21 protein-coding genes are annotated in these 24,645 nt (G+C 55.6%); 5 read left to right on the top strand and 16 right to left on the bottom strand.

Features of this window, described 5'->3' with window-relative positions:
- Positions 1-9 precede the first annotated feature (9 nt).
- Positions 10-888: an amino acid ABC transporter permease gene (locus tag SD961_RS19215; RefSeq protein ID WP_318791936.1), complete on the bottom strand. Its 879-nt coding sequence runs from the start codon at positions 886-888 to the stop codon at positions 10-12.
- A 27-nt stretch (positions 889-915) separates the two neighbouring features.
- The gene (gene argH, locus SD961_RS19210; protein WP_318791935.1) at positions 916-2,343 is read right to left on the bottom strand and encodes an argininosuccinate lyase; all 1,428 of its coding nucleotides are present in this window, start codon (positions 2,341-2,343) and stop codon (positions 916-918) included.
- Positions 2,344-2,506: 163 nt separating this feature from the next.
- Between argH and SD961_RS19205 the strand changes: the two genes are divergently transcribed.
- The gene (locus SD961_RS19205) at positions 2,507-3,457 is read left to right on the top strand and encodes a LysR family transcriptional regulator (RefSeq protein WP_318791934.1); all 951 of its coding nucleotides are present in this window, start codon (positions 2,507-2,509) and stop codon (positions 3,455-3,457) included.
- Positions 3,458-3,471: 14 nt separating this feature from the next.
- Here the strand turns inward: SD961_RS19205 and SD961_RS19200 are convergent, their stop codons facing one another.
- Genes SD961_RS19200 through SD961_RS19190 form a run of 3 tightly spaced genes read right to left on the bottom strand, consistent with a single transcriptional unit; the run spans position 3,472 to position 5,015 of the window.
- Complete coding sequence (locus SD961_RS19200; protein WP_318791933.1) at positions 3,472-3,927, bottom strand: GNAT family N-acetyltransferase; 456 nt, start codon at positions 3,925-3,927, stop codon at positions 3,472-3,474.
- A 3-nt stretch (positions 3,928-3,930) separates the two neighbouring features.
- Positions 3,931-4,452 carry a GNAT family N-acetyltransferase gene (locus SD961_RS19195; RefSeq protein ID WP_318791932.1) on the bottom strand — a complete coding sequence of 174 codons (522 nt, stop codon included), beginning with the start codon at positions 4,450-4,452 and terminating at the stop codon, positions 3,931-3,933.
- Positions 4,452-5,015, bottom strand: coding sequence for an XRE family transcriptional regulator (locus SD961_RS19190; RefSeq protein ID WP_318791931.1), 564 nt, complete (start codon positions 5,013-5,015; stop codon positions 4,452-4,454). The genes SD961_RS19195 and SD961_RS19190 overlap by 1 nt, the downstream gene beginning before the upstream one ends.
- A gap of 144 nt (positions 5,016-5,159) precedes the next feature.
- Here SD961_RS19190 and SD961_RS19185 point away from each other — a divergent pair, with 144 nt between their 5' ends.
- Together SD961_RS19185 and SD961_RS19180 are read left to right on the top strand one after the other, a co-directional pair.
- Entirely contained in the window at positions 5,160-5,900 is a 741-nt protein-coding gene (locus tag SD961_RS19185) for a MerR family transcriptional regulator (RefSeq protein WP_318791930.1), read from the top strand.
- A 178-nt stretch (positions 5,901-6,078) separates the two neighbouring features.
- Positions 6,079-6,183, top strand: a complete 105-nt coding sequence (locus SD961_RS19180) for a protein YohO (RefSeq protein WP_306206772.1) — start codon at positions 6,079-6,081, stop codon at positions 6,181-6,183.
- Here SD961_RS19180 and SD961_RS19175 read toward each other — a convergent pair.
- From SD961_RS19175 to SD961_RS19160, 4 genes are read right to left on the bottom strand one after another with little or no spacing between them, the layout of a single operon-like run.
- A complete protein-coding gene (locus SD961_RS19175; RefSeq protein ID WP_318791929.1) occupies positions 6,170-6,895 on the bottom strand; it encodes an ABC transporter permease in 726 nt (241 codons plus the stop codon). The two genes, SD961_RS19180 and SD961_RS19175, sit on opposite strands and share 14 nt — an antisense overlap.
- A gap of 2 nt (positions 6,896-6,897) precedes the next feature.
- Positions 6,898-7,830 (bottom strand): ABC transporter ATP-binding protein, encoded by a 933-nt coding sequence (locus SD961_RS19170; RefSeq protein ID WP_318791928.1) that lies wholly within the window; start codon positions 7,828-7,830, stop codon positions 6,898-6,900.
- On the bottom strand, positions 7,827-8,987 hold the full coding sequence (locus SD961_RS19165) for an ABC transporter permease (RefSeq protein WP_318791927.1): 1,161 nt from the start codon (positions 8,985-8,987) through the stop codon (positions 7,827-7,829). The genes SD961_RS19170 and SD961_RS19165 overlap by 4 nt, the downstream gene beginning before the upstream one ends.
- Before the next feature lie 46 nt (positions 8,988-9,033).
- Positions 9,034-9,948: an ABC transporter substrate-binding protein gene (locus SD961_RS19160; RefSeq protein WP_318791926.1), complete on the bottom strand. Its 915-nt coding sequence runs from the start codon at positions 9,946-9,948 to the stop codon at positions 9,034-9,036.
- A 219-nt stretch (positions 9,949-10,167) separates the two neighbouring features.
- On the opposite strand from SD961_RS19160, the gene SD961_RS19155 reads away from it, so the two are divergent.
- A complete protein-coding gene (locus tag SD961_RS19155) occupies positions 10,168-11,643 on the top strand; it encodes an MFS transporter (protein WP_318791925.1) in 1,476 nt (491 codons plus the stop codon).
- 71 nt (positions 11,644-11,714) lie between these two features.
- Here SD961_RS19155 and idi read toward each other — a convergent pair whose 3' ends face one another.
- The 5 genes from idi to bglX form a co-directional block, all read right to left on the bottom strand.
- Positions 11,715-12,245, bottom strand: coding sequence for an isopentenyl-diphosphate Delta-isomerase (gene idi / locus SD961_RS19150; protein WP_318791924.1), 531 nt, complete (start codon positions 12,243-12,245; stop codon positions 11,715-11,717).
- Between the two features lie 120 nt (positions 12,246-12,365).
- Positions 12,366-14,261 carry a methyl-accepting chemotaxis protein gene (locus SD961_RS19145; protein ID WP_318791923.1) on the bottom strand — a complete coding sequence of 632 codons (1,896 nt, stop codon included), beginning with the start codon at positions 14,259-14,261 and terminating at the stop codon, positions 12,366-12,368.
- 138 nt (positions 14,262-14,399) lie between these two features.
- Positions 14,400-15,509, bottom strand: a complete 1,110-nt coding sequence (locus SD961_RS19140) for a suppressor of fused domain protein (protein ID WP_318791997.1) — start codon at positions 15,507-15,509, stop codon at positions 14,400-14,402.
- Between the two features lie 113 nt (positions 15,510-15,622).
- Entirely contained in the window at positions 15,623-16,495 is an 873-nt protein-coding gene (locus tag SD961_RS19135; protein ID WP_318791922.1) for an oxygenase MpaB family protein, read from the bottom strand.
- 195 nt (positions 16,496-16,690) lie between these two features.
- Complete coding sequence (gene bglX, locus SD961_RS19130) at positions 16,691-18,988, bottom strand: beta-glucosidase BglX (RefSeq protein WP_318791921.1); 2,298 nt, start codon at positions 18,986-18,988, stop codon at positions 16,691-16,693.
- Between the two features lie 178 nt (positions 18,989-19,166).
- On the opposite strand from bglX, the gene dld reads away from it, so the two are divergent.
- A complete protein-coding gene (dld, locus tag SD961_RS19125; protein ID WP_318791920.1) occupies positions 19,167-20,900 on the top strand; it encodes a D-lactate dehydrogenase in 1,734 nt (577 codons plus the stop codon).
- Positions 20,901-21,006: 106 nt separating this feature from the next.
- On the opposite strand, the gene SD961_RS19120 is transcribed toward dld, so the two are convergent.
- Positions 21,007-23,445, bottom strand: a complete 2,439-nt coding sequence (locus SD961_RS19120) for a DUF3772 domain-containing protein (RefSeq protein ID WP_318791918.1) — start codon at positions 23,443-23,445, stop codon at positions 21,007-21,009.
- 111 nt (positions 23,446-23,556) lie between these two features.
- Entirely contained in the window at positions 23,557-24,501 is a 945-nt protein-coding gene (gene pbpG, locus SD961_RS19115) for a D-alanyl-D-alanine endopeptidase (protein WP_318791917.1), read from the bottom strand.
- Between the last annotated feature and the right edge of the window lie 144 nt (positions 24,502-24,645).

Here is a 24,645-nt window from a genome sequence, read left to right as displayed (position 1 = left end):
GTCGGTTCCTTAATTACGGCGGCGCTGGCCGCGAGAGAAATAGCGCTCAAGGCGACTCTGCCCGAACGACAGCACGGTAACGATGATCAGATACCAGATGCCCGCCACAAACAGCAGCTCCATCACCCGTGCGTTGGCGTAGTAGATGTTTTGCGTGTTGTAGAGCAGCTCGGAGTACTGGATCATGCTGGCAAGGCTGGTGGTTTTGATCATGCTGATAAATTCATTACCCACCGGCGGCAGAATAACCCGCATCGCCTGCGGCAGAATAATGCGCTGCAACGCCTGCAGGCGCGGCATGCCAATCGACTTTGCCGCTTCATACTGTCCGGTATCCACTGACAGCAACCCGGCGCGCACCACTTCTGAGGTATAGGCGCCCTGGTTGATACTCAGGCCTAACAGCGCGGCCACAAACGGCGTCATCACGTTGACCGTTTCCACGCTGAACACGCCCGGAATGGCGATCACCGGAAACACCAGGGCAAGGTTAAACCACAGCAACAGTTGCAGGATCAGCGGCGTCCCCCGGAAAACCCAGGCATAACCTACAGAGATGTAATGCAGCACCGGATTTGGCGACATATACATAATGGCCGCCACCACGCCGAAAATAATGCCCAACGCCATCGCCAGAATTGACATCACCAGCGTATTCACCACGCCATCCAGAATGGCGCGGGCGGTGAAGAACTGTCCGACAAAGGACCATTCGATTTTGCCCTGAGAGAACGCATGAACCAGCGAGACCAGCAGCAGGACGATCACCACCGTCGCGGTGATCCTGCCGTAATAGCGGCGCGGCACGACCTCGTAATTTTTGAGATTGTAAGCGCGCGCGGCTTCTGCTCTTCTGCCCGCCTCGTTAACATTTTGCGTACTGTTCATACCCACTCCGGGATTGATATCTGAGGTCTACAGACGAGGACCCTGATAAACGCTTACCCACTCTGCCTGCTGCTGCAGGCAGGCTTTAAGCCGGGCGATCTGCTCCACTACCCGTGCCGGTGCGGTGCCACCAAAACCATCGCGCGAATGAATTGCCGCCTCCAGCGTCAGCGCGCTACGCACTTCTGGCGTCAGGCGCTTATCCACGCCCTCCAGCTGTTCATCAGTAAGGTCGGAGAGGCCGTGGCCGTAGAATTCGCAAAGCTGAACCAGCTTGCCGGTGATTTCATGCGCCTCCTTAAACGGCACGCCGCGCATCGCCAGCCAGTCAGCAACCTCGGTCGCCAGCGTAAAACCGTCCGGTGCCTGCGCCAGCAGCTCCGCTTCGTTTACCCTCATAGTTTCAATCATTCCGGCCATCGCGGGCAGCACCAGCAGCAGCGTGTCGACGGAGTCGATAGCGCTGCGTTTGTCTTCACTCAGGTCGCGGTTATAGGAGAGCGGCATCGCCTTCATGGTGGCGAGCATCGCCGTCAGATTGCCAATCAGGCGGCCGCTGCGGCCACGCGTGAGTTCGGCGATATCGGGATTTTTCTTCTGCGGCATGATCGAGCTGCCGGTGGCATAGCTGTCGCTGATCTCTACCCAGCGGAACTGGCGAGAGGTCCACAGGCAGATCTCTTCACTGATGCGGGAGAGGTTGACGCCAATCATGCTGGTGATAAACAGGAACTCCGCCACGTAGTCACGACTGGCCACGGCATCAATCGAATTTTCGCAAGGGCCACGGTAGCCCAGCTCCTGTGCCGCCAGCTCAGGTCGGCGGGCAATGGCGGAACCGGCCATTGCGGCGGCACCCAGTGGTGAAAAGGCGCTGCGTCGATCCCAGTCCTGAATGCGTTCAATATCACGGGAGAATGACTGCGCATGCGCCAGTAACTGGTGTCCAAATACTATCGGTTGTGCCTGCTGAAGATGCGTAAAACCAGGGGCGATGGTGGCGGTATGCTGCTCCGCCTGGCTGACCAAAGCCTGCTGAAGTGACAGCAGCGCGGTAGCGATGTTGCGAACATTGTCACGCAGGTAAAGGCGAAGGTCGTTGACGGTCTGATCGTTGCGTGAACGCCCGGCGCGCAGCTTGCCGCCCAGTGCGCCAAGGCGCTCGGTCAGCACCCGCTCAATAAACGTATGCACATCTTCATCTGCCGGGATCGGGTCAACTTTACCGGCGCGGTAATCTGCGTCCAGCCGATCAATAGCTGCCGTCATCTCTGCGGTTTCTTCTTCCGTCAGCAGACCAGCACGTTGCAGTTCGTGCGCATGGGCCCGACAGCCTGCAAGGTCATAAGGCGCGAGAGCGAAATAGTATTCAGGGCTGCGCGACAGCGCGGTTAAGGCAGCAGCAGGAGGCGTTTTAAAACGGGCGCCCCATAGACGATCGGCACTGTCTGACATAATTCCTCTCTGATGAAAGGCTCACGCCGTGAGAATAAGTAAATCATCTGGCTCCGGCATAAGCGATAAATAAAGGTTATTTTCAACGGGCAACTGGTATTTAGCGGCCAATTCAGGTTCACTCTTACTCTCACTTTATTTCTGTCGGGGATGAATAGTTATTATGGAAAGTAAGGTTTCCAATACGGGAAACATGAATTATCCCCGCACGGAAAATTCCTCTGTCACCATTAACAATGTCGATCTGAAATTATTGCGGGTATTTAAATGCGTAGTGGAAGCCGGAGGATTAACCTCCGCCAGCCACGAACTCAATATCGGACTGGCAGCGATCAGTAAACAGGTCTCTGATTTAGAGATCCGTTTAGGGATGACGCTGTGCAGCCGCGGGCGCGAAGGATTTGAGCTGACGGAGTATGGCATCACGGTGTATCAGGCAACGCTGGAGCTTTTTGCCTCGCTGAACATCTTTCGTGAACGGCTGCATAACAGCCGCAGCGAGCTGCTGGGCGACCTGAGCATCAGCGTGGTGGATAACACGATTTCCGATCCGCTCTCACCGGTCACCAAAGCCGTGCAGCAGCTGCATCTCGCTGCACCAAAAGTAAACATTCGTCTGCAAACCGCGCATTTGGATGATATTGAGAAAGGATTAAATGAGGGGCGATTTAATTGCGCTATCGCACCTGTTTATGAAGAAAAGGGAGAATTTGATTATTATCCTGTCTATACGGAAACATCAAAATTATATTGCAGCAGTGAGCATCCGTTATTTATTTTACCGGATAGCGACATGACGCTTGAACAATTAAAACAGCAAAAAATCATTAACCACACCTATGTTTCACATCGTCATGGCAATAAATTTTTTGCCTTTAATGAGAGCAATATTCAGGCGGTGCAGGTTGAAGCGGTGGCGATGCTGATCCTGACCGGGCATTTTATTGGCTACCTGCCCGCGCATTATGCAGCACGTTACCTGAATGAAAAACGGATCCGGGCCATTGGCCCGGAAGCCATTAATGTCTCTACCCCGTTCTGTTTAATCATTAAAAAGGGCCGAAAAATAAATCAGATTATAAAGCTCTTTATGGACTCGCTGGGAATTGCCTGAGACGCTGCACCGTTTCAGAGCATACGTCCCAGGCAAACGGCCTCTTCCCGGCCAACATAGCGGCCAAAATTTTCACGGATCTGGTAGCCGTTTTTTAAATAAAAGTTCAGAGCGCGTTGATTGACCTTACGTGTTTCCAGCCAGATTTCCCGGTATCCCCTCTTTCTTGCCTCCTCTTCGAGGAATGAAAGCAGCGCATAACCTACTCCCTGATTGCCAGCGGCGGCGAACACTCTTTTCATCTCTGCAACCTCTTCCTGGCCGTCAAGGGGCCTTATGGCACCACAGCCCACCGCTTCACCCTGACTATTACGTGCAAGAGCAAAACAGGCGCGGGGATGCTTAACCTCTTCAGCATTGAAGCTGGCTCGCCCGTCGCTACCGGTTAGTTGGTGTAAAATCACGGATAACATCGCCAGCAGCTTTTTGGCTTCTTCACTGGTGACCGCTCCAGGGCTGACCGTAATCATTTTTCACTGCAAAAATTTGTACATCACGGTGGTGGCATCTAATACGCCTGCTGTGGAGAGCGCATAAGCGGGGATCTGCCCGCATATCTGCCATCCTTGCGACAGATAAAGCTGCTCAGCTACATCGCCCGTGCGGGTATCCAGCACCGCCAGCGAGCGCCCCGCCCGCTGTGCCAGCTTTTCAGCCTGTTGCAGCAGCAGGCGGGCAATGCCCTGACGTCTGGCTTTGGGATGCACCAGCAGCTTGGCTATTTCAGCCCGATGCTCGCCGTTTGGCGGCATATCCAGCCCCACAATCACTGTCGCCACAATCTCACCGTTCTGTCGGGCGACAATCAGCTGTTTACTGCCGTTTGCCAGGCTGGTGATAACCCCCTGCCATAAACGCTGCATGGGCCTGGCATCCAGAGAAGTAAATCCAATGCTGGCGCCCTCTGCCACACAGGCATAAAGCACGTGATACAAGGCCGTCTGTTCAGATTCTGCCTGTGCGGCAGTCAGGGTCTGATACTGAAAATTTTTCATCAACGACACACCACCAATGCATAATGCGCGCCTTCGGCTTCTGGCGCGTGGAAAGAGGAGCGGCCAAAGAGATGAAAGCGCAGGCAGTCGCCCGCTTCCAGCCGCCACTGCTCATCATTCATGCTGAACACCAGCACGCCTGCAAGCATCCAGATATGTTGTTCTATCCCTTCCACTGGCGGCGCATCATAGCTAATCCTCGCACCGCTTATCAGCCTTCCCTCTACCAGCTCGCCATAAAAGTTGCTGGCGGGTGGTGAAATGCTCCGCCGGTGATAGCCACTCTCATGGTCCTGCCAGACGCTCTGCTCGTGAAGGCGCAAATGCTGCGGCCCCGGCTCTTCCACCTCGCTTAACAGCCGGGACATGGTTAATCCATACGCGATGCATAAACGGTTCATTAAAGAGGCTGTGGGGCTGGTCTCGCCGCGTTCGATGCGGGACAGCGAGGCTCTGCTGATACCGGTAATCTCAGCCAGCATCTCCAGCGACCACTCTTTTTCAACACGCAGCGCCGCCAGTCGCCGGGCGAGACGTTGTTCAGTAGAAGAACAGTCAGACATGGTTTTCTCATTTAAGGGAATTATTCTCTTTAATGAGATCTACCGGTTTTAAGGCGCAGTATCAACTTGTACAGTTAAATAATAGTTGTACAGCAATGAAGAGTCCGCTACGGTAGACTGAGTGGTAAAGATGAGAGGAACTGCATGGCATTGTACAGTATTGGTGATGTAGCGGTACGCTGCGGAATGAATCCCGTCACCCTTCGGGCGTGGCAGCGCCGCTATGGCTTACTGAAGCCACAGCGGACCGAGGGAGGGCACCGTCAGTTTGACGAAGATGATATTCAGCGTATTGAAGAGATTAAACGCTGGATTGAGAGCGGCGTGCCGGTAGGCAAGGTCAAGGCGCTGCTTGAGGGAGAAAATGTTAACGTCCATGATGGATGGGTTAAGCTGCAGGAAGAGATGATGGCCGTGCTTCGCCATGTCAGGCCCGCTAAACTGCGGGTTAAAATTGCAGCAATGGGTCGTGAAAATCCAGCTGATGCCTTAATCGATCACGTGTTTATCCCTATCCGGCAGCGCCTTGGGCTGGATCAGAACACCGCCCGTACCATGTGCAGCCTTCTCGACGGCGCTTTAATCGATTATGTCGTTTTCTGCTTAACAGGCTCCCGTAAAAAGCCGGGTAAAGATGCTCTGCTGATTGGCTGGGCTAATGAAGACCGCACCCGACTCTGGCTGGAGGCCTGGCGCCTCTCACAACAGGGCTGGCGAATGGATGTGCTGGCAGAACCGCTCGAAATGCCGCGCCCGGAACTTTTCCCTGGGCAGAAACTGTTTATCTTTACCGGTAAGTCTCTTACCCACAGACAGCAGGAACAATTATCACACTGGCAGGAGCAGGGTTTTGCCATTACCCATCTGCCGGGTAGTGCCGCCTGAACGCCCCGGCCGCGCTTCACTGTTGCTCATCCTGATCGGCTGCCTCTTTTCACTGCTTATACAGATGTCAGGAATTGAGGTCGGCTGAAACAACAAAAAGCCAGCAAAGGCTTAACCAGCCAGGGTGAAAAGCGGTATACTTTGCCCTCTTCTGCGGCAGACCAACGGACATACCGGCATGAACTGGCAAAAAATTGGCGTAATTTTTATCTTCCTGTTGATGGCCCTGGGCGGCATCGGTGGGGTTATGCTGACGGGCTACACTATTCTTATTCGCGCGTAAAACGTCTCTGCAGGCGCTCAAAAAGGCGGTCGGTCACGATAGCCAGCAGCGCCACCAGGCAGGCTCCCTGGATAACATAAGCGGTATTAAATCCGCTCAGCCCTATAATCACCGGCGATCCCAACGTTTTTGCTCCTACCGTTGAAGCGATGGCTGCCGTGCCGATATTGATAATTACCGAGGTCCGGATACCAGCCAGGATCACCGGGCCGGCCAGCGGCAATTCCACTTTGTATAAAATCTGCCATGGGCTCATGCCGACGCCTTCGGCAATCTCCCTTGCGCTCGCCGGAACGGCGCTGATCCCCGCCAGGGTTCCCTGCAAAATCGGTAACAGTCCGTAAAGCAGTAAGGCGATAATAGCCGGTTTCTCGCCAAAGCCCATCACCGGAACGGCAATTGCCAGCACGGCAACGGGAGGGAATGTTTGTCCTGCGGCTACCAGCGTTTCAATCAGCGAACGGAACTCTCTTCCCCATGAGCGGGTGACCAGAATGCCCGCTCCCATTCCTACGATCACCGCAAACAGGCTTGAGAGAGCCACCAGTTCAATATGGGCCAGGGCCAGCTGCAGAAAGCTATCCTGCTGATATAAAGGCCTGTCGAGAGTGGGAAACCAGTAGGCAAACAGCGGCCCGCTGTAGGGCATCGCTACCAGCAGCGCCACAAAGAAGAGCAGCAGCCACAGTAAGGGGTCACGTAACCAGCGCATCCTCACGTCCTCCTCTGTTTCAGGAGATCGGCAAAGTGCAGCACGCCAAGCGGTTTAAGGGCTTTATCCGTCACTGGCAGCCGGTCTGTCTGGCGGGCAATAAACTGCGAAAGGGCTTCCCGCAACGTCATCTCTTCAGAAATCGACTCTTCTTCCAGCCATTCACCACGCCGCGCGGCCGCGCCTGCATTTCCTAACGAGAGCAGGCGCACGCCCAGTTCACTGCGGCCAAAGAAGTCTCTGACAAAATCATTGACCGGCTGAGTAAGCAGTTCAACCGGCGTGCCCTGCTGGATAATCTTTCCACCATCCATTAATACCAGCCTGTCGGCCAGCGCTAAAGCTTCATCAATATCATGCGTGACCAGCACGATGGTTCGCCCGGAAATCTGATGAATACGCACAATCTCCTGCTGAAGCGCGCCGCGGGTCACCGGGTCCAGCGCGCCAAAAGGCTCATCCATTAACAGCACTTCCGGGTCCGCCGCCAGCGCTCTGGCGACGCCGACACGCTGCTGCTGACCACCGGAAAGCTGATGGGGAAAGCGGTGACGAAACTGCTCATCCAGATTCAGCAGCGCCAGCAACTCACTGACCCGGTCAGCGATACGCTGCGCAGGCCATTTCAACAAGGCGGGCACCGTGGCGATGTTTTTCTCCACCGTCCAGTGGGGAAAGAGACCAATAGACTGGATCGCGTAACCCATTCGTCTGCGCAATTCCTGAGGGTTAAATCCACGGATCTCCTCTCCGGCAAACTGGATAGTGCCTTCATCATGCTCAATCAGCCGGTTGATCATTTTCAACGTGGTGGATTTGCCAGAACCCGACGTTCCAATCAGTACCGTGAACTCACCTTCAGCAATATTTAGTGTCAGCTTGCTGACTGCCGCTTTACCGGCAAAATGCTTGCTCACCTGGTTGAAGTTGATCATTGGCGCTTCGCCTCAATAACGGAAAGAGTAAATTTGAACAGGGCATCGATAATTACCGCCATCGCGATGACCGGAATAACCCCCAGCAGCACCAGATCCAGGGCACTGCTGAGCAGCCCCTGGAAGATGATGGCACCAAATCCTCCGGCGCCAATCAATGCCGCAATCACTGCCATTCCCACGGTTTGCACAGCGATAACCCGCAGTCCGGCGAGCAGTACAGGCAGGGCCAGCGGCACTTCAGCCTGCCAGAATATCTGCCCGGCGGTCATGCCCATTCCCTGCGCCGTTTCGATCACCTCTTTCGGCACCTGTTGCAGCCCGGCAACCACGCTACGCACCAGCGGCAGCAGCGCATAGAGCACTAACGCAATCAGCGCCGGTGCCATGCCGATGCCGCTAATGCCGATCTCCGACAACAGCGGAAAAGAGCGGGCCAGCCCCGCCAGGGGCGCAATCAGCAGACCAAACAGAGCAATGGAAGGCACGGTCTGAATCACGTTCAGAATGGCAAATACCGGCGACTGTACGGCAGCTTTTTTCGCGCAGAGCCAGCCAAGCGGAATGCCAATCAGCAGCGTGGGAACCAGCGTCCCTGCCAGCAGTAGCAGGTGACGTGAGAGCGCCTGGTCGAAGACTTCCTGGCGGTTGGCGTACTCTTTCAGCAGCGCCAGCTCATGGAGCTGGCCGCTCAGCAATAACAGGATAACCGGTAGCCAGATTTGCCCGTTGAGCAGCAGTCGCCAGAGTGCGCTTTTCGTCAGCCGTGCGCTGGCATCAGCAGCGAGCAGCAGGCAAAGGCCTGCGCAAAGCCAGAAACCACTTCCCCAGGAGGTTCTGGCCAGCGGGCTGCCCTGCTGCGCCAATACGCTGGCGTGATAGCCGCTCAGGGCGACCAGGGCAATAAAAAGCAGTTCGCAGAGCAGCAGCGTGAAAAGCAGATTCAGGCGGCTGCCAGGTATAAAAGCCTGGAAGAACAGTAGCAGCATCGGCAGGAGAAGGAGCCACTCCACACTGCTCAGGATCTGCTGCAGCAGCAAAGAGTGGCCAGAGACCAGCCGGTTGGGCGCATAGTTTAAAAAGGGAAACAGCGCAGCCGCCACGCCAAGCAGGATGGAGAGCGTTAGCAGCACGCGATTATGGATAGTAGGGCGCAAAATTTTTCCGATAGCTTGCGGGCCGGCTTAGCCGACCCGGGTTTCGCTACAGCAGTTTTTTCTGCTGCAAATAGTCTGCTGCCACCTTTTTCGCGTCCTGCCCTTCTACGGCAATTTTCGCGTTGAGTTCCTGCAGCGTTTTTTCATCCAGCGAAGCAAAGACCGGTTTCAGCCAGTCAGCAATCTGTGGGTAAGCCTTCAGCACCGCATCACGGATAACCGGGGCGGGCGCATAGATGGGCTGCACCCCTTTCGGGTCGCTCAGCGTTTGCAGCCCCAGCGCCGCAACCGGGCCATCGGTGCCGTAGGCCATCGCCGCGTTGACGCCAGAGGTCTGCTGCGCTGCGGCTTTGATGGTGACCGCCGTGTCGCCACCAGCCAGGGAGAGCAGCTGATCCTGTTTCAGCGTGAAGCCATAGGCTTTCTGGAACGCCGGCAGCGCATCGGCCCGCTCAATAAATTCTGCGGAAGCGGCCAGCTTAAATTCACCGCCCTTTTTCAGGTAGGCGCTGAGGTCTTCCAGTGATTTCAGCTGGTTTTTCTGTGCCAAATCACCGCGCACAGCAATGGTCCAGGTATTATTAGCCGGTGCCGGAGTGAGCCAGGTCAGTTTATTTTTCTGCTGGTCCAGCTTTTTCACCTTCTCATAACCGGCCTTTGCATTTCTCCAGGCGGCGTCATGCTCATCATTAAAGAAAAAAGCGCCGTTGCCGGTGTACTCAGGATAGATATCGAGTTCACCAGCGGTAATCGCTCCCCTGACGACCTGAGTGGTGCCGAGCTGCACTTTGTTCACCGTTTTCACGCCGTGCTTATCCAGTACCTGAAGGATAATATTGCCAAGCAGCGATCCTTCCGTATCAATTTTCGATCCGACTTTCACCGGCTCCGCCGCGCCAGCGGTTGTGGTCAGTGCGAGTAAACCCGCCAGTGCGAGCGCAAGCCCTGTTCTCTTCACCATTTTTCTTTTCCTTTTCGTCAGGTTAGTAACAAGCGTAGCCTAATAAAGCCCGGCAGAAAGCCAGACGGCAAAAAACTCATCTGCTATAAGCAAAGAGAACCTGCCCGGGCTGGCTTTTTCAATGTGCATTTAGTTTTAAGTTATAACCAGCAGGAATTTAACTCTGTGGCGACCGGGAGTATTCTCTGAGCTTATTCTTATAAAACAGACCCCAACATCATGAATGATTTAACCACTTCGGCGCACGTCGCCATAACAGGGAATACCCCGACGGGTGAAGCCGTCACCTTCCGGCGAGCTGCCGATGTTTCTCATCTGGTCAACAGCAGCACGCAGGCGCGCAGCAACGCCCGCATCGTGATTGGCATTGCGCTGGGCGGCGTTTTTCTTGATGCCTACGATTTGGGCGCCCTCGCCTTCGGCATGAAGGATGTCACCCGCGAGTTTGGCCTGTCGCCAACCGGTGCCGGTATGGTGGCTTCCGCGATAGCTTTTGGCGCCATTGTCGGCGCCCTGATTGGCGGTTACCTCACCGACAAAATCGGCCGTTACCGCGTCTTTATGGCCGATATGTTCTTCTTTGTTTTTGCCGCACTGGCGTGTGCATTTGCTCCAAATGAGTATGTGCTGACAGCTGCACGTTTTGTGATGGGGCTTGGCGTGGGTATCGACCTGCCGGTGGCGATGGCCTTTTTAGCCGAATTTTCAAAGCTTAAGGGACGGGGCAATAAAGCCGCCAGCATTGCGATGTGGTGCCCCACCTGGTATGCGGCGATCTCCATCTCTTATCTGCTGGTGCTGTTCTTCTACACGGTGTTGCCAGAGGCGCATACCGGCCTGCTGTGGCGAATTATTTTAGGCTTTGGCGCCGTTCCCGCCATCCTGATTATTTGCATTCGTAGCCGCTACATGAGCGAGTCGCCGGTCTGGGCAGCCAACCAGGGCGACCTGCATGGCGCGGCAGCCATCTTACGCAACTCTTACGGCATTAACGCGCATGTGGCCGAGGATGCTGACCTGTCGCCCGCCACGCGTGGGCGGCGCGCCAGCTGGCGTAATTATGGTGAACTGCTGAAAGGGGTTTATCTGCGGCGTACCATTCTGGCAACGGTGACGGCAATTGCCTCCGCTTTTGCCTATAACGCTGTGGCGTTTGGTCTGCCGGTCATTCTCTCCAGCTTTCTGGCGCAGTCGATGCTGACCACCATTCTGGTCTCGCTGGCGTTAAACCTGCTGTTTGCATTTGTTGGCGGCATACTGGCCGTGCGGCTGGTGCCAAAATTTGGCGCCTGGAAGATGACCACGCTGGGCTATTGCTTCCAGTTTGTCGCGCTGGTGGGGCTGGCGCTGGTGGGACGTCCGGGTGATGGCGCAGAAGCGGCCATTTCAATTGCGATGCTGGCACTGTTCCTGCTGGGCCAGGGGTTTGGTCCAGGCTCCCATACCATGACCTTCGCTTCCCTCAGCTACCCAACCTCTTTGCGTGGCGTTGGCGTCGGCTTCAACCAGACGCTGATGCGCGGCAGTTCCACGGTCTCACTGTTTATGTTCCCACTGCTTTCTGCGGCGTTAAGCACTAATGTGTTCTGGGTCATTGCGCTTGCCCCGCTGGCAGGTCTTATCGCGCTGCTGGCGATCCGCTGGGAACCGTCCGGCTACGATGTAGATGCAGAGGATTACGTGCGCGGAACCTGATGTTCAGCGCATAAAAAAGCCCACAGGTATCATCCCCTGTGGGCTTTTTTTTTGGGTGTTTAGCAGAGCTGTTACTGAGCCGTAAAAGCTTTAAATGCAGCCGGGATGCGGGAAAAGGTATGCAGGAACCAGGGCGTAAAGCGCTGCGGGTGATCCTGCATCTCCTGCTGGATCGCTGCCAGTGAAGCATAGCGCCAGCCATCAGCCTCAGCGGGATCGGGCGTGGGAAGCGCATCGCTGAGGGCGAAATAGACATGACCATATTCATGCTCGGTCAGCCCATTTCCCATCGGCAAGTTGTAGCTCAGCTCAAACACGGGGTGGAGCTTCAGGCACATGCCCATCTCTTCCTGCAAACGGCGCTCTGCAGCATGCTGCGTCAGTTCCTGAGGAAAAGGGTGCCCGCAGGTGGTGTTGCTCCACAAGCCGCCGCAGTGATATTTCCCTGACGCGCGCTGTTGTAGCAGCAGTTGATGGCGTGAGTTAAACACGTAGACCGTTACCGCGCGATGCAGTAACCCTTTCTCGTGAACCTCAAGCTTTTCCATCCTGCCGGTGGGGCGATCGTGGCGATCAACCAGAATGACTTCGATTGCAGACATGCGCGCTCCTTAAGACTTATCTCAGATATTGTGGCACATCACTGCGGGATCCTGCTGCGTAAAATCGTGCGGAAATAAGAGGGGCAGCACAAGGCTGCCCCGGTGAAGGGAAGCGACGGATTATAATTTAAAGCTGCTGACCACCAGTTCAAGCTGTACGCTTTGCTCTTCCATAGCCTGAGCCGCCGCAGAAACCTGCTCCACCAGCGAGGCGTTCTGTTGCGTGGTGCTGTCAAGCTGGTTGATGGCAGTGTTGATTTGATCAATCCCCATGCTCTGCTCGCGGCTGGCGGACATGATTTCCGCCATCAGCGTCGTGACGCTGCTGACGCCGCCCATCAACTCTTCCATCGTGCTGCCCGCTTCCTGCACCAGCAGACTGCCCTGATCGATATTGGCTACCGACTCTTCAATCAGCTTTTTGATCTCCCTTGCAGAATTAGCGGAGCGCTGAGCCAGATTTCGTACTTCAGACGCCACGACTGCAAACCCCCGGCCCTGTTCTCCTGCACGTGCGGCTTCCACAGCGGCGTTAAGCGCCAGGATGTTGGTCTGGAAGGCGATGCTGTCAATCACGCTGATAATATCGACAACCTTGCGGGAAGAGGTATTGATTTCCCCCATGGTGGTCACCACCTGCTTCACCACGTTGGAGCCGCGCGCGGCCACGCGTGAAGCATCCCCCGCCAGCTGATTAGCATGCGTGGCGTTATCGGCGTTCTGTCGCACGGTGCCGGTCAGCTCCTCCATCGAAGCGGCAGTCTGCACGATGGAGCTGGACTGCTCTTCCGTCCTGGCAGAGAGATCCAGGTTGCCACTGGCAATCTCTTTTGACGCGGAAGTGATGGCCAGCGCGCTGTCGCCCACCTGGCGCATCAGCCCCTGAAGATACTCAATGAAATTATTGAAGCTCTCTGAAACGGCGTTGAATTCCGGGCTGCTGCTGGCCGGCAGGCGCTGTGTGAGATCGGCACCGCCCGTAGAGAGTGCCAGAATATTGTCGTTCAGCCCCGCCAGACGTTTCATCATGGTACGAATAAAGCCCAGCAGCACCAGCAGCAGCAGGATAGCTAACGGGATCTGCACCAGGCCCAGACGGGTCAGGATGGAGTCGGTCTGTTTGGAGAGCAGCGCAGTGGGAACATCGCTGGCGATAAACCAGGGGCTACCCTCGATCTGCTGGAGAAACAGCGTGTGGTTGCCATCTTCACTGTCAAAGGTGCTCTGGACAGGCTCCTTGCCCGCCGTTGCCAGCAGAGTACGCAGCGTTGCGGCCATTGGCGTGGCCAGTTCACTCAGATTACGCAGTTTTGGCGTGCCGCCGATCAGGCTGGCATCCCCGACCACTTTACCATCGGCTTCCACAATCAGCGCCTGCCCCTGTACCGCGTCCCCCATCTGTTTCGCCAGATGGTTGAAGAAGCCCAGCGTGACGTCGATAGTGGCTACGCCCCAGGCCGTACCGTTGCGATAAATACTCATGGCGCAGTTGGTGCGTGGCTGCGGGCTGGCCGCATCCTGATAGGCCTTCGCCCAGGCACACTGCCCTTTCGCTGCGGCCTGGCCATCTTTGTACCAGGGCTGGTCATAATAGTTGGGTGCTTCAGCAGTGTTCCAGAAAGTATTGACCTGAAGGTTATTACTGCTGTCGCGGGCAAAGAAGGTGCTGAATTTATCTTTAGCCGGATCGCGCACTTCAGGCAGTGGCCAGATGCCGCCGCCAAAGACGTTTATATCCTGATACTGATTCACTAAAGCGGGCAGCACGGTATCGATAGCCGCGCTGTCGAGCACGGCGACCGTTTCGGTAATAGTGCGCTGCTGTGCCTGAATGCGGTTCATCATTTCGGTAATACGCGAACCAATAGAGTCCACTTCATAACGCACCAGACGACTCTCATTGGTCGCTAGCTGAGGCGCAACAAACATATTAATTACCACAACCGTGATCAGCAGCAGTAGCATAAAAAAGCCGATGATCAGGAGGGTAAATCTGGCCTGGGTTGTTTTTAACATGACGAGCCCCGTTCAACGCATTCAGGCACAATTGCCTGATCGTGTTAACGGCGCGTTACAGCGAAACTTGATGTGATAAACGTCGCATTTCAAAGAAAAGTGACGTTGACAGGAAGGCGGAGGGGCGGCTGACAAAATTTAATCCTGTGGATCAACCACCTGCTGACGAGGACGGAAGATATGATCCGCCCCGGTCTGACGCAATCTTTCCACCAGTTGATTGCCGCCGCTCTCTTCAGCTTCCGCAAATTCGCGTTCCGCCGTGGTAACAGGCGTGGTCCAGAGCAGCGTAACTTTTTCGCCCTCGCGTTTGGGCAGATTGAACTGTGCCTCTGCGCCGCTGAGTTCACCGGAGAGCAGAAAGCCTTCAAAACCCACCGGCGCAACGGCAGATTCCAGCGTGTGACCTTCACCCAGCCAGCTAATTCGTGCCCAGGGATAGTGTGCGAAGCTGGCCAGCGCACTCGCCATCTGCACAGCATTCTCTTCCGTCATGACCTCTGCATCAATCGCCATCGCCAGCTCAATTCTGCGGTGCTGGGGAGCCAGATCTTCAAAAAGAAAATCCACCCACGGCAGCGGACGAATGCTCATACCCAGCGTCAGGAAATACCAGTTACCCTGGTGAAAGTGCTGCGAAATAGCCATCGGGGGCCAGTTGCCCTGATCGATAGAATAATATTTCAGCGACTCGCCGTAATGAGATTCATAACATTTTAACAGGTCGCGCTGCATCGGCTCCCAGAGGTGACCATCATGCCAGTCACGCCAGAAGTGACGATGTTTTTCAGCTTCAGCGTAATAGTCATTGGTAGAGGCGGAGCCCAACGGGGCCGTCAGTCGGTTTTCTTTAATACAGCCAGCCGAGAAGCTGACCTGTTTGTTCTGATAGAGGCTCCAGCCAGGGATCACCGCCAGCAATTGTCCCTGATACCATAATGCCGCTCCGTCATCGCTGGGCGCCCAGATAATCTGCAGGCCAGCAGGATCGAGCATCGGCTCTGCTTCCAGCGTACGGCAATATTCTGCGCTCAGCAGCGGCGGAATGCCCTGCTCCATCGCTTCCCGATCTTCACGAGCCGGTGCGGGCAGAAGATTGCGCAGCCAGCAGCCGCGCACGGCGAACTGTGTGCGGAACGGTTCCGCAGGCCGGATATAGAAATAGGCGGCGCGCTCATCCTGCTCAACCTGAGCTATCAGCGTTTGTTGCTGATTGGTGACTTCAGCAATCCGGTACAACTGTGTCATAAAGCCTCGACGATGGATGTAGGGGATCCCACCCGGAGAATAGGGCAGGATGTCCCGTTGTGCCATGCCGTCGCAAGGGTAAAAGTCTCAAAAATCAGGTTCAGAAAGCAACTTCATCTTTCTCGCCCCATGCGCTGCATGGCGCGGTGATAAGCGCCGCGCCGAATCGACCAGCGCAGCCCTTTTGCCAGTACCCGCATACGCATACGCAGAGAGCCGCGGCCAATGGAGGAAAAACGAAAGCCGAACTGCTGCTGAGCCCATTCCGGCAGCAGCTCTATGCCTGCCATCATCATCACCTTCATCGCCGGGCGCGCCTGCCAACTTGGTGCTGGCGCGTTCATCAGCAAAGAGAGTACCTCCAGGGTACGCTCATCACACCGTAGCTCCGGCTGCATTGCCAGCAGGTAAGCCTCCACCGCCTGAACCGACTTCGGCACGGCTTCTGCACCCAGCGCTTCCGCAACGACGGCAGCCTCGGTGTAGTAGCGGTTCTGCTCAGCAAGGCTCAGATCGGGATTTTTATAACGCAAATGCGCAGCGAGAAAGCGGCTGGTTTCCGCAACGTGTACCCAGGTGAGCAGATGAGGATCGCTCGCCGCATAGGGCGTTCCCCTGGCATCCACGCCATTGACCTGCAAATGGATGCGCTTCACGCGATCGATCAGCGTTTGCGCATCCACGCTGTTACCAAACGTGGTCACGGCAATAAACTGACTGGTACGCCGCAGCCGCCCCATCATATCCTGCCGGAAGGTGGAGTGATCCCAGACGCCAGCCAGCGCCAGCGGGTGAAGCATCTGCATCAGCAGTGCTGAAATCCCCCCGCAGAGCATGGAGGGAAAATCGCCATGCACCCGCCAGATCACGCTGTCAGGCCCGTATAATCCCGGATCGCCCTGCGGTTCAGATAAATCAAACTCGTTCATAGCCAGACCATTCAGGCGAAACACCTGTTGCTGAATTCTGTCCCGAATTGAAGACATAGTACGACCCTGCTGAAAGAAAAAGGGACGAAGATCGTCCCTTAAGTTTATAGCGGTGAGGCGGCGATGGTAAAGGCAGTGAGTTCCCCGCCGCGACGATGTCAGCTAAACCACTCCGTCACCCTTCACTCTGCGACGGAAATCGGCTGGCTTCTGCTATACCGGCGCTGAAGCGGCGTCCATGCCGTCTGGCGTTTACAGATACTCAAACTCTGCATCAGTGGTGCGGGCAGAATCCAGCCCTATCATCACGCTGAATTTACCCGGCTCCGCCACCTGCTGCATTCTGGCATTCCAGAATTTCAGCGCGTTAACGTCAATCGGGAAGGTGACCGTTTGCGACTCGCCCGCTTTCAGCATAATGCGCTTAAAGCCTTTCAGCTCTTTCACCGGACGGCTGATACTTGCCATCTGATCACGCAGATACATCTGCACCACCGTCGCCCCATCCCGATCGCCGGTATTGGTAACGGTAACGCTGGCATTGACCGTGCCGTTGCGTGGCATGGTGGCGGAGGAGATCTTCACCGGCGAAAGCTTGAAGCTGGTATAGCTCAGACCGTAGCCGAACGGGAACAGCGGGCCGTTGGCCGCATCATAGTAATGCGAAGTATATTTGTTTGGCTTGTTGGCATCATACGGACGCCCGGTATTAAGGTGGTTATAGTAAATCGGGATCTGGCCGACTGAGCGAGGAAACGACATCGGCAGTTTGCCTGAGGGGTTATAGTCGCCAAACAGCACGTCCGCGATAGCATTCCCGCCTTCGGTGCCGCTGAACCAGGTTTCCAGCATCGCATCGGCCTGCATGTTCTCTTTCACCAGGGTCAGAGGACGGCCGTTCATCAGCACCAGCACCAGCGGTTTGCCGGTTGCCTTCAGTGCAGCAATCAGCGCCTGCTGGCTGGCAGGAATGGCGATTTCGCTGCGGCTTGACGCCTCATGTGCCATGCCCTGCGCTTCCCCTACCACCGCCACCACCACATCCGCCTTTTGCGCGGTAGCGACGGCTTCATCCAGCATCTGCTGCGGAGTGCGGCTGTCCACCGTCACCGCCTTTTCATACTGGTTCAGGAAATCCTGAACGCCTTTGTTGTCGGTGACGTTTGCACCTTTGGCATAGAGCACCCTGGCCTTATCGCCCAGGGCATTCTTCAGCCCCTGCAGTACGCTGACCGACTGCCCCGCTTTACCGGCTGCGGACCAGCTGCCCATAATGTCACGCTGGCTGTCCGCCAGCGGCCCGATAAGCGCCAGCGTACCCGATTTTTTCAGCGGCAGCGTTTCCAGACGGTTTTTCAGCAGCACAATACTTTTACGTGCCACATCGCGCGCTTCAGCACGGTGAAGACGGCTTTCAGCATTGTTATCTGCCGGGTCGCTCTCTTTGGCGCCAAGATGACTGTAGGGGTCGTTAAACAGCCCCATATCATATTTGACGTTAAGTACATGACGCGCCGCATCGTCGATCTCGCTTTCACTGACCGCGCCCGTTTTCACCAGCCCCGGCAGATACTTACTGTAATATTCGTCGCTCATGCTCATGTTCACGCCGGACTTAATGGCAATGCGCACGGCATCCTGAGGATCGCTTGCCACACCGTGCTTCATCAGCTCCTTAATGGCGCCATGATCGCTGATAGTGATCCCTTTAAATTTCCACTCATCACGCAGCAGATCTTTCAGGAGCCAGCTGTCAGCCGTAGCCGGCACGCCATTCAGCGAATTCAGTGCAACCATTACTCCCCCGCTTCCGGCATCCAGCGCCGCCTTGTAAGGGGGCAGATAATCCTGCGCCAGCCGCTGTGGGCTCATATCCACGGTATTATAATCCCGCCCCCCTTCCACTGCGCCATAGGCGGCGAAATGCTTGACGCTGGTCATCACCGAATAGCGATCTGCCGGGCTTTTACCCTGCATTGACTCCACCAGCGTGCGGCCCATTGCCGAGGTCAGATAAGTATCCTCGCCAAATCCTTCGGACACCCTGCCCCAGCGGGGTTCACGGGTAACATCCACCATCGGAGCCCAGGTCATATTCAGGCCATCATCGGCAGCTTCCCAGGCTGAAATTCGGCCCACGTTAGCAACCGCATCCAGATCCCAGCTTGCTGCCAGCCCCAGAGGGATAGGGAAAACGGTGCGCTGTCCGTGCACCACGTCATAGGCAAAAAACAGCGGAATCTTCAGGCGGCTGAGCTGCATCACCTGATCCTGCATCGCCCGGATATCTTTTCGTGTAACCGTGTTAAAGATGGCGCCGACCTGTTCGTGTTTAATCATTTCACGAATCGCTTCTTTCGGGTTATCCGGTCCGACGCTGATTAATCTCAACTGCCCTATCTTTTCATCCAGGGTCATTTTGTTAAGGAGATCGGTAACAAATGCATCACGCGCTTCCGGGGTCAGCGGATGGGAGCCAGAGAGGTTTTCAGCAAAAGCCGGCTGCAGGCTCAGGGCGGCAGCAAGGCTGGCAGAGTAAATCCATTTCATCGGGTTGGGTTCTCTTAATAACTGCGGGGCAAGTAAAGGCCACAAGAATTTCAGTGTGCCATAACTTCAGGATAGCAGGTAGTTTTCAACATATTGGCGCGTCCGATTTTGTCCCGCCCGCTACCCGAACCGAAAGTAGTGTTAAAGTTAATAAGTGACCGATAAAAGGAGCAAGGATATGCACACCCCCTCTTCCCGGACCAGCCAGAAGCTGGTCGCTGAACTGCTCCGCATCGTCGGACGTTCTCATCTTCTTACCGATCCTCAACAAACCGCGCGCTACCGTAAAGGTTTTCGCTCCGGACAAGGCGATGCGCTGGCGGTGGTCTTCCCCGGTACGCTGCTGGAACAGTGGCGCGTTCTGCAGGCGTGCGTGGCGGCCGATACTATCGTGCTGATGCAGGCCGCTAATACCGGCCTTACCGAAGGGTCCACGCCAAACGGCAACGATTACGATCGCGATATCGTGATTATCAGCACGCTGAGAATGGATAAAATTCAGCAGATTGACGGGGGCAAGCAGGTACTGGCTTTTCCGGGCAGTACACTTTACCAGTTAGAGAAAGTGCTGAAACCTCTGGGACGAGAACCGCACTCGGTGATTGGTTCTTCCTGCATTGGCGCCTCGGTGTTGGGCGGCGTATGTAATAACTCCGGCGGCTCGCTGATTAAACGCGGCCCCGCTTACAGTGAAATGGCGCTCTATGCGCAGCTGGACGCGCAGGGCAAACTGAAGCTGGTTAACCATCTGGGTATTGAGCTGGGCAGCACGCCAGAACAGATCCTGGCGCGGCTGGATGATGAGACCTGGCAGCAAAGCGACGTAAAATATGATCAGCGGCAGGCGTCAGATGGTGAGTATGCGGCCCGTGTTCGCGAGGTAGATGCCGACACGCCTTCACGCTTCAATGCGGATGCACGGCGTCTGTTTGAAGCTTCAGGCTGTGCAGGAAAGCTGGCCCTGTTTGCGGTGCGTCTGGACACCTTTGTCAGCGAAAAAGAGCAGCAGGTTTTTTATCTTGGCAGCAACAATCCCGACGTGTTCGATGAGATACGCCGCCATATGTTGCAGTCGTTCACCCACCTGCCCGTCGCCGGTGAGTATATGCATCGTGACATTTTTGATATCGCGGAGGTGTATGGCAAAGATACCTTTGTGATGATTGACAAGCTTGGTACCGACAAGATGCCGCTGTTTTTCACTCTGAAAGGCCGGGCGGATGCGCTTTCAGGCAATGTGCCTTTTTTAAAACCCCATTTTAGCGATCGCCTGCTGCAAAAAATCAGCAAAGTTTTGCCCTCCCACTTACCCAAAAGGCTGAAGGAATACCGTGACCGCTATGAACATCATTTGATGATCAAAATGTCGGGCGAGGGTATTGCTGAAGCAGGCGACTATCTCTCCCGCTATTTCCAGCAGGCAGAGGGGGAATTTTTTGCCTGTACGCCTGAAGAGGGGGCAAAAGCCTTTCTGCACCGCTTCGCCGCTGCCGGTGCAGCGGTACGCTATCACGCCGTTCACAGTGACGAGGTAGAAGACATTCTGGCGTTGGATATTGCCCTGCGTCGTAACGATCGTGACTGGTTTGAGCGTTTGCCGCCGGAATTTGATGAGGCGCTGGTGCATCGTCTCTATTACGGCCACTTTTTCTGCCACGTATTCCATCAGGACTATATTGTGAAAAAAGGGGTGGATGTGCATGCGCTGAAGGAGAAAATGCTGGCGATGCTGGCCGATCGCGGGGCCGAGTACCCGGCAGAGCATAACGTTGGCCATCTCTATGCCGCTAAGCCGCAGCTGAAAGCCTTCTACCAGCAGCTGGACCCGACCAACAGCTTTAACCCAGGTATTGGTAAAACGACCAAAGCGAAGAACTGGGGAGAGTGCGACTGTGGAGCAAAGCACTCCTGAATGCCGGCTACAACAGCAATCCTCCGGTGAGGAGATCGCCTCAGTGGCGGGGAAACCTTTAAGCATTCCGCCCCTGCTTAAGTCGCAGGGGCGGAATGGTGCTGGATCAGGAAATTTTGTCGTCCTGAACCACCACCTGCTGGCCGTTGCGTTGCTCAACAATCATGGTTTGCGGTTTGGAGAGCACCACGCCCTCTTTCCGCAGTCTTGTCAGGATATCAAACAGCAGATCGCTTTTCGCCCCTGAAACCTGACGGGGGCTTGCCACGTTACCCGTGACAGCCAACACGATCCCTGCCGGGGTAAGATCCTTAAACGAGACCGAAGGCTCTGGCGTATCCAGAATACGTTCATTCTCGTTATAGACTTCCAGCAGCAGATCGCGCACCTGAACAGGATCGATATCCAACGGGAAGGTCAGCGTGATGGTCGCCACCCCCTGCGCATTGCCCATCGTCGCGTTACGCACGTTCTGCGAGATCAGCTGGGAATTGGGCACAATCACCGTAGATTTGTCGCCAAGCTGGATCTCCGTGGCGCGCACGTTGATGCGGCGGATATCCCCTTCTATCCCGCTGATGCTGACCAGATCCCCGACCTTCACCGGCCGTTCCGTCAACAGGATCAGGCCCGAGATAAAGTTCTTTACGATCTCCTGCAAACCAAAACCGATACCCACCGACAGCGCGCTGACTATCCATGCCAGCTTGTTCCATTGCAGCCCCATAATCGAGAGCGCCAGCAGAAACACCAGTACGTAACCGAGGTTGCTGAACAGGGTGATAAGCGAGACGCGCATCCCCACGTCCATGGTAGTTTTCGGCAGGAAATCCTGGTCCAGCCAGCGTTTGACCGAGCGCAGGACATAGATACCCACGACCAGCATGATCAGGGCGTTGAGCACGTGGGCCGGCACGATATTCAGCGACTCCAGGCCTTTACCGCCCCAGAATTCAATCGCTTTCTGTACCAGCTCAATCGGCGTCGAGCTGCCAAAAGTACCGTTCAGCAGCGCCATGGCAGCAATCAGCACCAGGACAGTTTTACCCAGCCCCGCCAGCAAGGCAGCGACCTGCGCCAGGTGACGCTCATCAATATTCAGCGAGCGCTGAATGCTTTTACCGGAAGGGTTATGGGTGGAGAACAAGCTTTCACAACCATCTGCCACCAGCTGGCTGACAATGTAGAAGGAACCAAAAACGATACCCATCCAGATCAGTTCATAACTCAGGAAGCGGGCAAGAGTGACGTAGCCAATCACCAGCGTCACCATAATCGCCACGCCACACAGCGTAATCGCCATCTGGATCAGGCCCACCAGCGTCGATTTCGCTTCTGGCTGCTGACCCTCCAGCAGCATTCTGCGCCGCACGCGGTTAGTACGGAAACTGATAGAGAGCGCGGTGGCACCAATCAGTAAAGCTGTCAGACCGTTGGCAAATATTGTGGTGCCTACGCTGGTGTTCGCGCTGCTGTTAAGGCTTTCCACCGTCTGGAAGACAAACACCAGAGCAGCAGTGAGAGGTGGAAAAGGTTTTAATGCCGTGGCCACTTCATTAGAGATATTCGGCAGACGCCATGAAGGGCGACGGGTGGACAAAAACGCTCTGCCCAGGCCCGCTATCAGCCCACAAAATACGCTGAGTCCCACCAGCTTGTCGGCAAAGTCGCGCACGTCATCCACGACTTCATCATGACGGGTGAAAGCCAGATCGAGGAAATTAAAGGCCAGTACCACGGCAAGCAGCGTAGTGGTTGCCGTTGCGGCGGCGAGGAAACTGCGGCGCAGGCGCCCTTCAGGCAGCAGATGGATGCCGACCCATGCCAGAAACTCTTCCAGGTAACGCCGCCCTAACGTCGCCACCAGCGCGGCAAGAAGTATCCACAGTACGGTCCCCATGCGCCAGCCGGGTTGCCAGGAGAGTATGGCGGTCTCTTTCAGCTCCTGCACAAAGTCGCTGACTTTGTCGCTGTCTTCGCTGTGTGTATTAAACAGCGGCGCCCAGAAGCGCGGGCCAAAAATACTGCCGGCGTTCAGGGCCAGCTGCGTTTTCAGCGCGTCCCGGCGAAGCTTAACGATTTGGGTTGAAAGATTGATCGCACCGCTTTTAATCGCCTCCGCCTGCTTGATCTGGTCATCTATTTTCCCTTTCTGATTTTCCAGGCTTTTGCGCTTGCTGGTGACTTCAGCGGTCTCTTTAACGCCGCTGCCCGCTTTGGGCGCCGGCCCCAGCACTTCCAGCTGCGCCTGTAACTGCGCACGCTGTGGGATAATCCCCTGCATCAGAGTATCGGCATCGCCAGAAAGCTCCAGCGCCATATCATTCAGGGCATTGAGTTTGCCGTCGTTCGTTTCGCCAGAAACCTGCTGCTTAATTTTATCCAGCACTTTCTGCATTTTTGGCAGCTCTATCGCCGCATTGACTCTGACTGGAGCATCGCCGGATTGCTGGCTCTCATCATCATCGGCGGCATGCACCAGCACGGGTGACAGCGTGACAAGAAGTAACAGACAGAGGCGAAAAAAGGTTAACAACATAGACATGAAGGTTTCCAGGTATCAGGCAGGGCCGGGCAGTTCCGGCACCATAAAACTTGCGCGCCAGTCTATGCTTTTGCCCGGCCCGACACTATAAGATTCAGTAACGAAAAAACGTTACTCGACGATCTCGGTGGTGCTGCCGGTGCTGGCCATTTCCGCCGCTTTTTGTTTCTTATAGCTCAGCGCAGCCGCCGGCACCGGGGAAATCTTGCCGGTTTCCATCCAGTTACGCAGACGGTTAGCATCGGCAAAATGGGTATATTTGCCAAAAGCATCCATCACCACTAACGCCACAGGACGTTGTTTGATCACCGTGCGCATCACCAGGCAATGGCCCGCTTCATTGGTAAAGCCCGTTTTGGTCAGCTGGATATTCCAGTCGGGACGGTAAACCAGATGGTTGGTGTTGCGGAAAGGCAGCGTGTAATTCGGGCTTTTGAACACCGCCATATCTTCATGGGTGGTGCTCAGCTCGCCGAGTAAAGGATAGCGTTTGGTGGCAATCAGCAATTTAGTCAAATCACGGGCTGTGGAGACGTTTTGCGTCGATAAACCGGTGGGTTCAACATAGCGGGTCTGAGTCATGCCCAGCGATCTGGCTTTGGCGTTCATGGCGCGAATAAACGCATCGTACCCGCCCGGATAGTGGTGAGCCAGGCTTGCGGCGGCGCGATTTTCTGAGGACATCAGCGCCAGCAGCATCATGTTTTTGCGGCTGATTTCGCTGTTCAGACGGACGCGGGAATAGACGCCGCGCATCTCGGGCGTATGGCTGATATCCACATTCAGCAGCTCATCCATCGGCAGATGTGCATCCAGCGTCACCATCACCGTCATCAGTTTAGTGATGGAAGCCATAGGTCGCACCAAATCGGGATGGCTGGCGAAGATCACTTTATTGGTGTTGAGATCGACAATCATCGCGCTGCCGGAGGCGATCTGCGGCTGTACAAGAGGGGCAGCGTCGGCCAGAGTGCTGGCGACGGCCTGGCTCAGAGGTGCCTGAGCAGTAAAAAGCAGAGCCAGAGTCAGAAGAGACAAGCGTATTTTTGCAGGCATCTTTTAAAAACTTAACCGGGAAGTGATTCAGGTGCGGTAAAACCACACGCCGCCACCGCGCAAAGCAGGCCACACGGGGGCTGGCAAGCGCATCATACGATGGAGGTTAAGGAATTTCCTAGTGGAGATTCGTTTCTGATGATG

It is taken from the genome of Erwinia sp. MMLR14_017 (assembly GCF_033657285.1).
In the GTDB taxonomy this organism is placed as follows: Bacteria; Pseudomonadota; Gammaproteobacteria; order Enterobacterales; family Enterobacteriaceae; genus Erwinia.
The sequence above is the reverse complement of the archived record's forward strand: the minus strand, read 5'-3'. Positions and strand labels throughout refer to the sequence as shown.

What these genes read in the sequence shown, in the direction of transcription:
- argH (WP_318791935.1), bottom strand. Translation starts at nt 2,343, where the DNA reads ATGTCAGACAGTGCCGATCGTCTATGGGGCGCCCGTTTTAAAACGCCT.
- dld (WP_318791920.1), top strand. Translation starts at nt 19,167, where the DNA reads ATGCACACCCCCTCTTCCCGGACCAGCCAGAAGCTGGTCGCTGAACTG.
- SD961_RS19200 (WP_318791933.1), bottom strand. Translation starts at nt 3,927, where the DNA reads ATGATTACGGTCAGCCCTGGAGCGGTCACCAGTGAAGAAGCCAAAAAG.
- SD961_RS19170 (WP_318791928.1), bottom strand. Translation starts at nt 7,830, where the DNA reads ATGATCAACTTCAACCAGGTGAGCAAGCATTTTGCCGGTAAAGCGGCA.
- SD961_RS19195 (WP_318791932.1), bottom strand. Translation starts at nt 4,452, where the DNA reads ATGAAAAATTTTCAGTATCAGACCCTGACTGCCGCACAGGCAGAATCT.
- SD961_RS19145 (WP_318791923.1), bottom strand. Translation starts at nt 14,261, where the DNA reads ATGTTAAAAACAACCCAGGCCAGATTTACCCTCCTGATCATCGGCTTT.
- SD961_RS19180 (WP_306206772.1), top strand. Translation starts at nt 6,079, where the DNA reads ATGAACTGGCAAAAAATTGGCGTAATTTTTATCTTCCTGTTGATGGCC.
- pbpG (WP_318791917.1), bottom strand. Translation starts at nt 24,501, where the DNA reads ATGCCTGCAAAAATACGCTTGTCTCTTCTGACTCTGGCTCTGCTTTTT.
- SD961_RS19140 (WP_318791997.1), bottom strand. Translation starts at nt 15,509, where the DNA reads ATGACACAGTTGTACCGGATTGCTGAAGTCACCAATCAGCAACAAACG.
- SD961_RS19135 (WP_318791922.1), bottom strand. Translation starts at nt 16,495, where the DNA reads ATGTCTTCAATTCGGGACAGAATTCAGCAACAGGTGTTTCGCCTGAAT.
- idi (WP_318791924.1), bottom strand. Translation starts at nt 12,245, where the DNA reads ATGTCTGCAATCGAAGTCATTCTGGTTGATCGCCACGATCGCCCCACC.
- SD961_RS19190 (WP_318791931.1), bottom strand. Translation starts at nt 5,015, where the DNA reads ATGTCTGACTGTTCTTCTACTGAACAACGTCTCGCCCGGCGACTGGCG.
- SD961_RS19205 (WP_318791934.1), top strand. Translation starts at nt 2,507, where the DNA reads ATGGAAAGTAAGGTTTCCAATACGGGAAACATGAATTATCCCCGCACG.
- SD961_RS19155 (WP_318791925.1), top strand. Translation starts at nt 10,168, where the DNA reads ATGAATGATTTAACCACTTCGGCGCACGTCGCCATAACAGGGAATACC.
- SD961_RS19160 (WP_318791926.1), bottom strand. Translation starts at nt 9,948, where the DNA reads ATGGTGAAGAGAACAGGGCTTGCGCTCGCACTGGCGGGTTTACTCGCA.
- SD961_RS19120 (WP_318791918.1), bottom strand. Translation starts at nt 23,445, where the DNA reads ATGTCTATGTTGTTAACCTTTTTTCGCCTCTGTCTGTTACTTCTTGTC.
- SD961_RS19175 (WP_318791929.1), bottom strand. Translation starts at nt 6,895, where the DNA reads ATGCGCTGGTTACGTGACCCCTTACTGTGGCTGCTGCTCTTCTTTGTG.
- SD961_RS19185 (WP_318791930.1), top strand. Translation starts at nt 5,160, where the DNA reads ATGGCATTGTACAGTATTGGTGATGTAGCGGTACGCTGCGGAATGAAT.
- bglX (WP_318791921.1), bottom strand. Translation starts at nt 18,988, where the DNA reads ATGAAATGGATTTACTCTGCCAGCCTTGCTGCCGCCCTGAGCCTGCAG.
- SD961_RS19215 (WP_318791936.1), bottom strand. Translation starts at nt 888, where the DNA reads ATGAACAGTACGCAAAATGTTAACGAGGCGGGCAGAAGAGCAGAAGCC.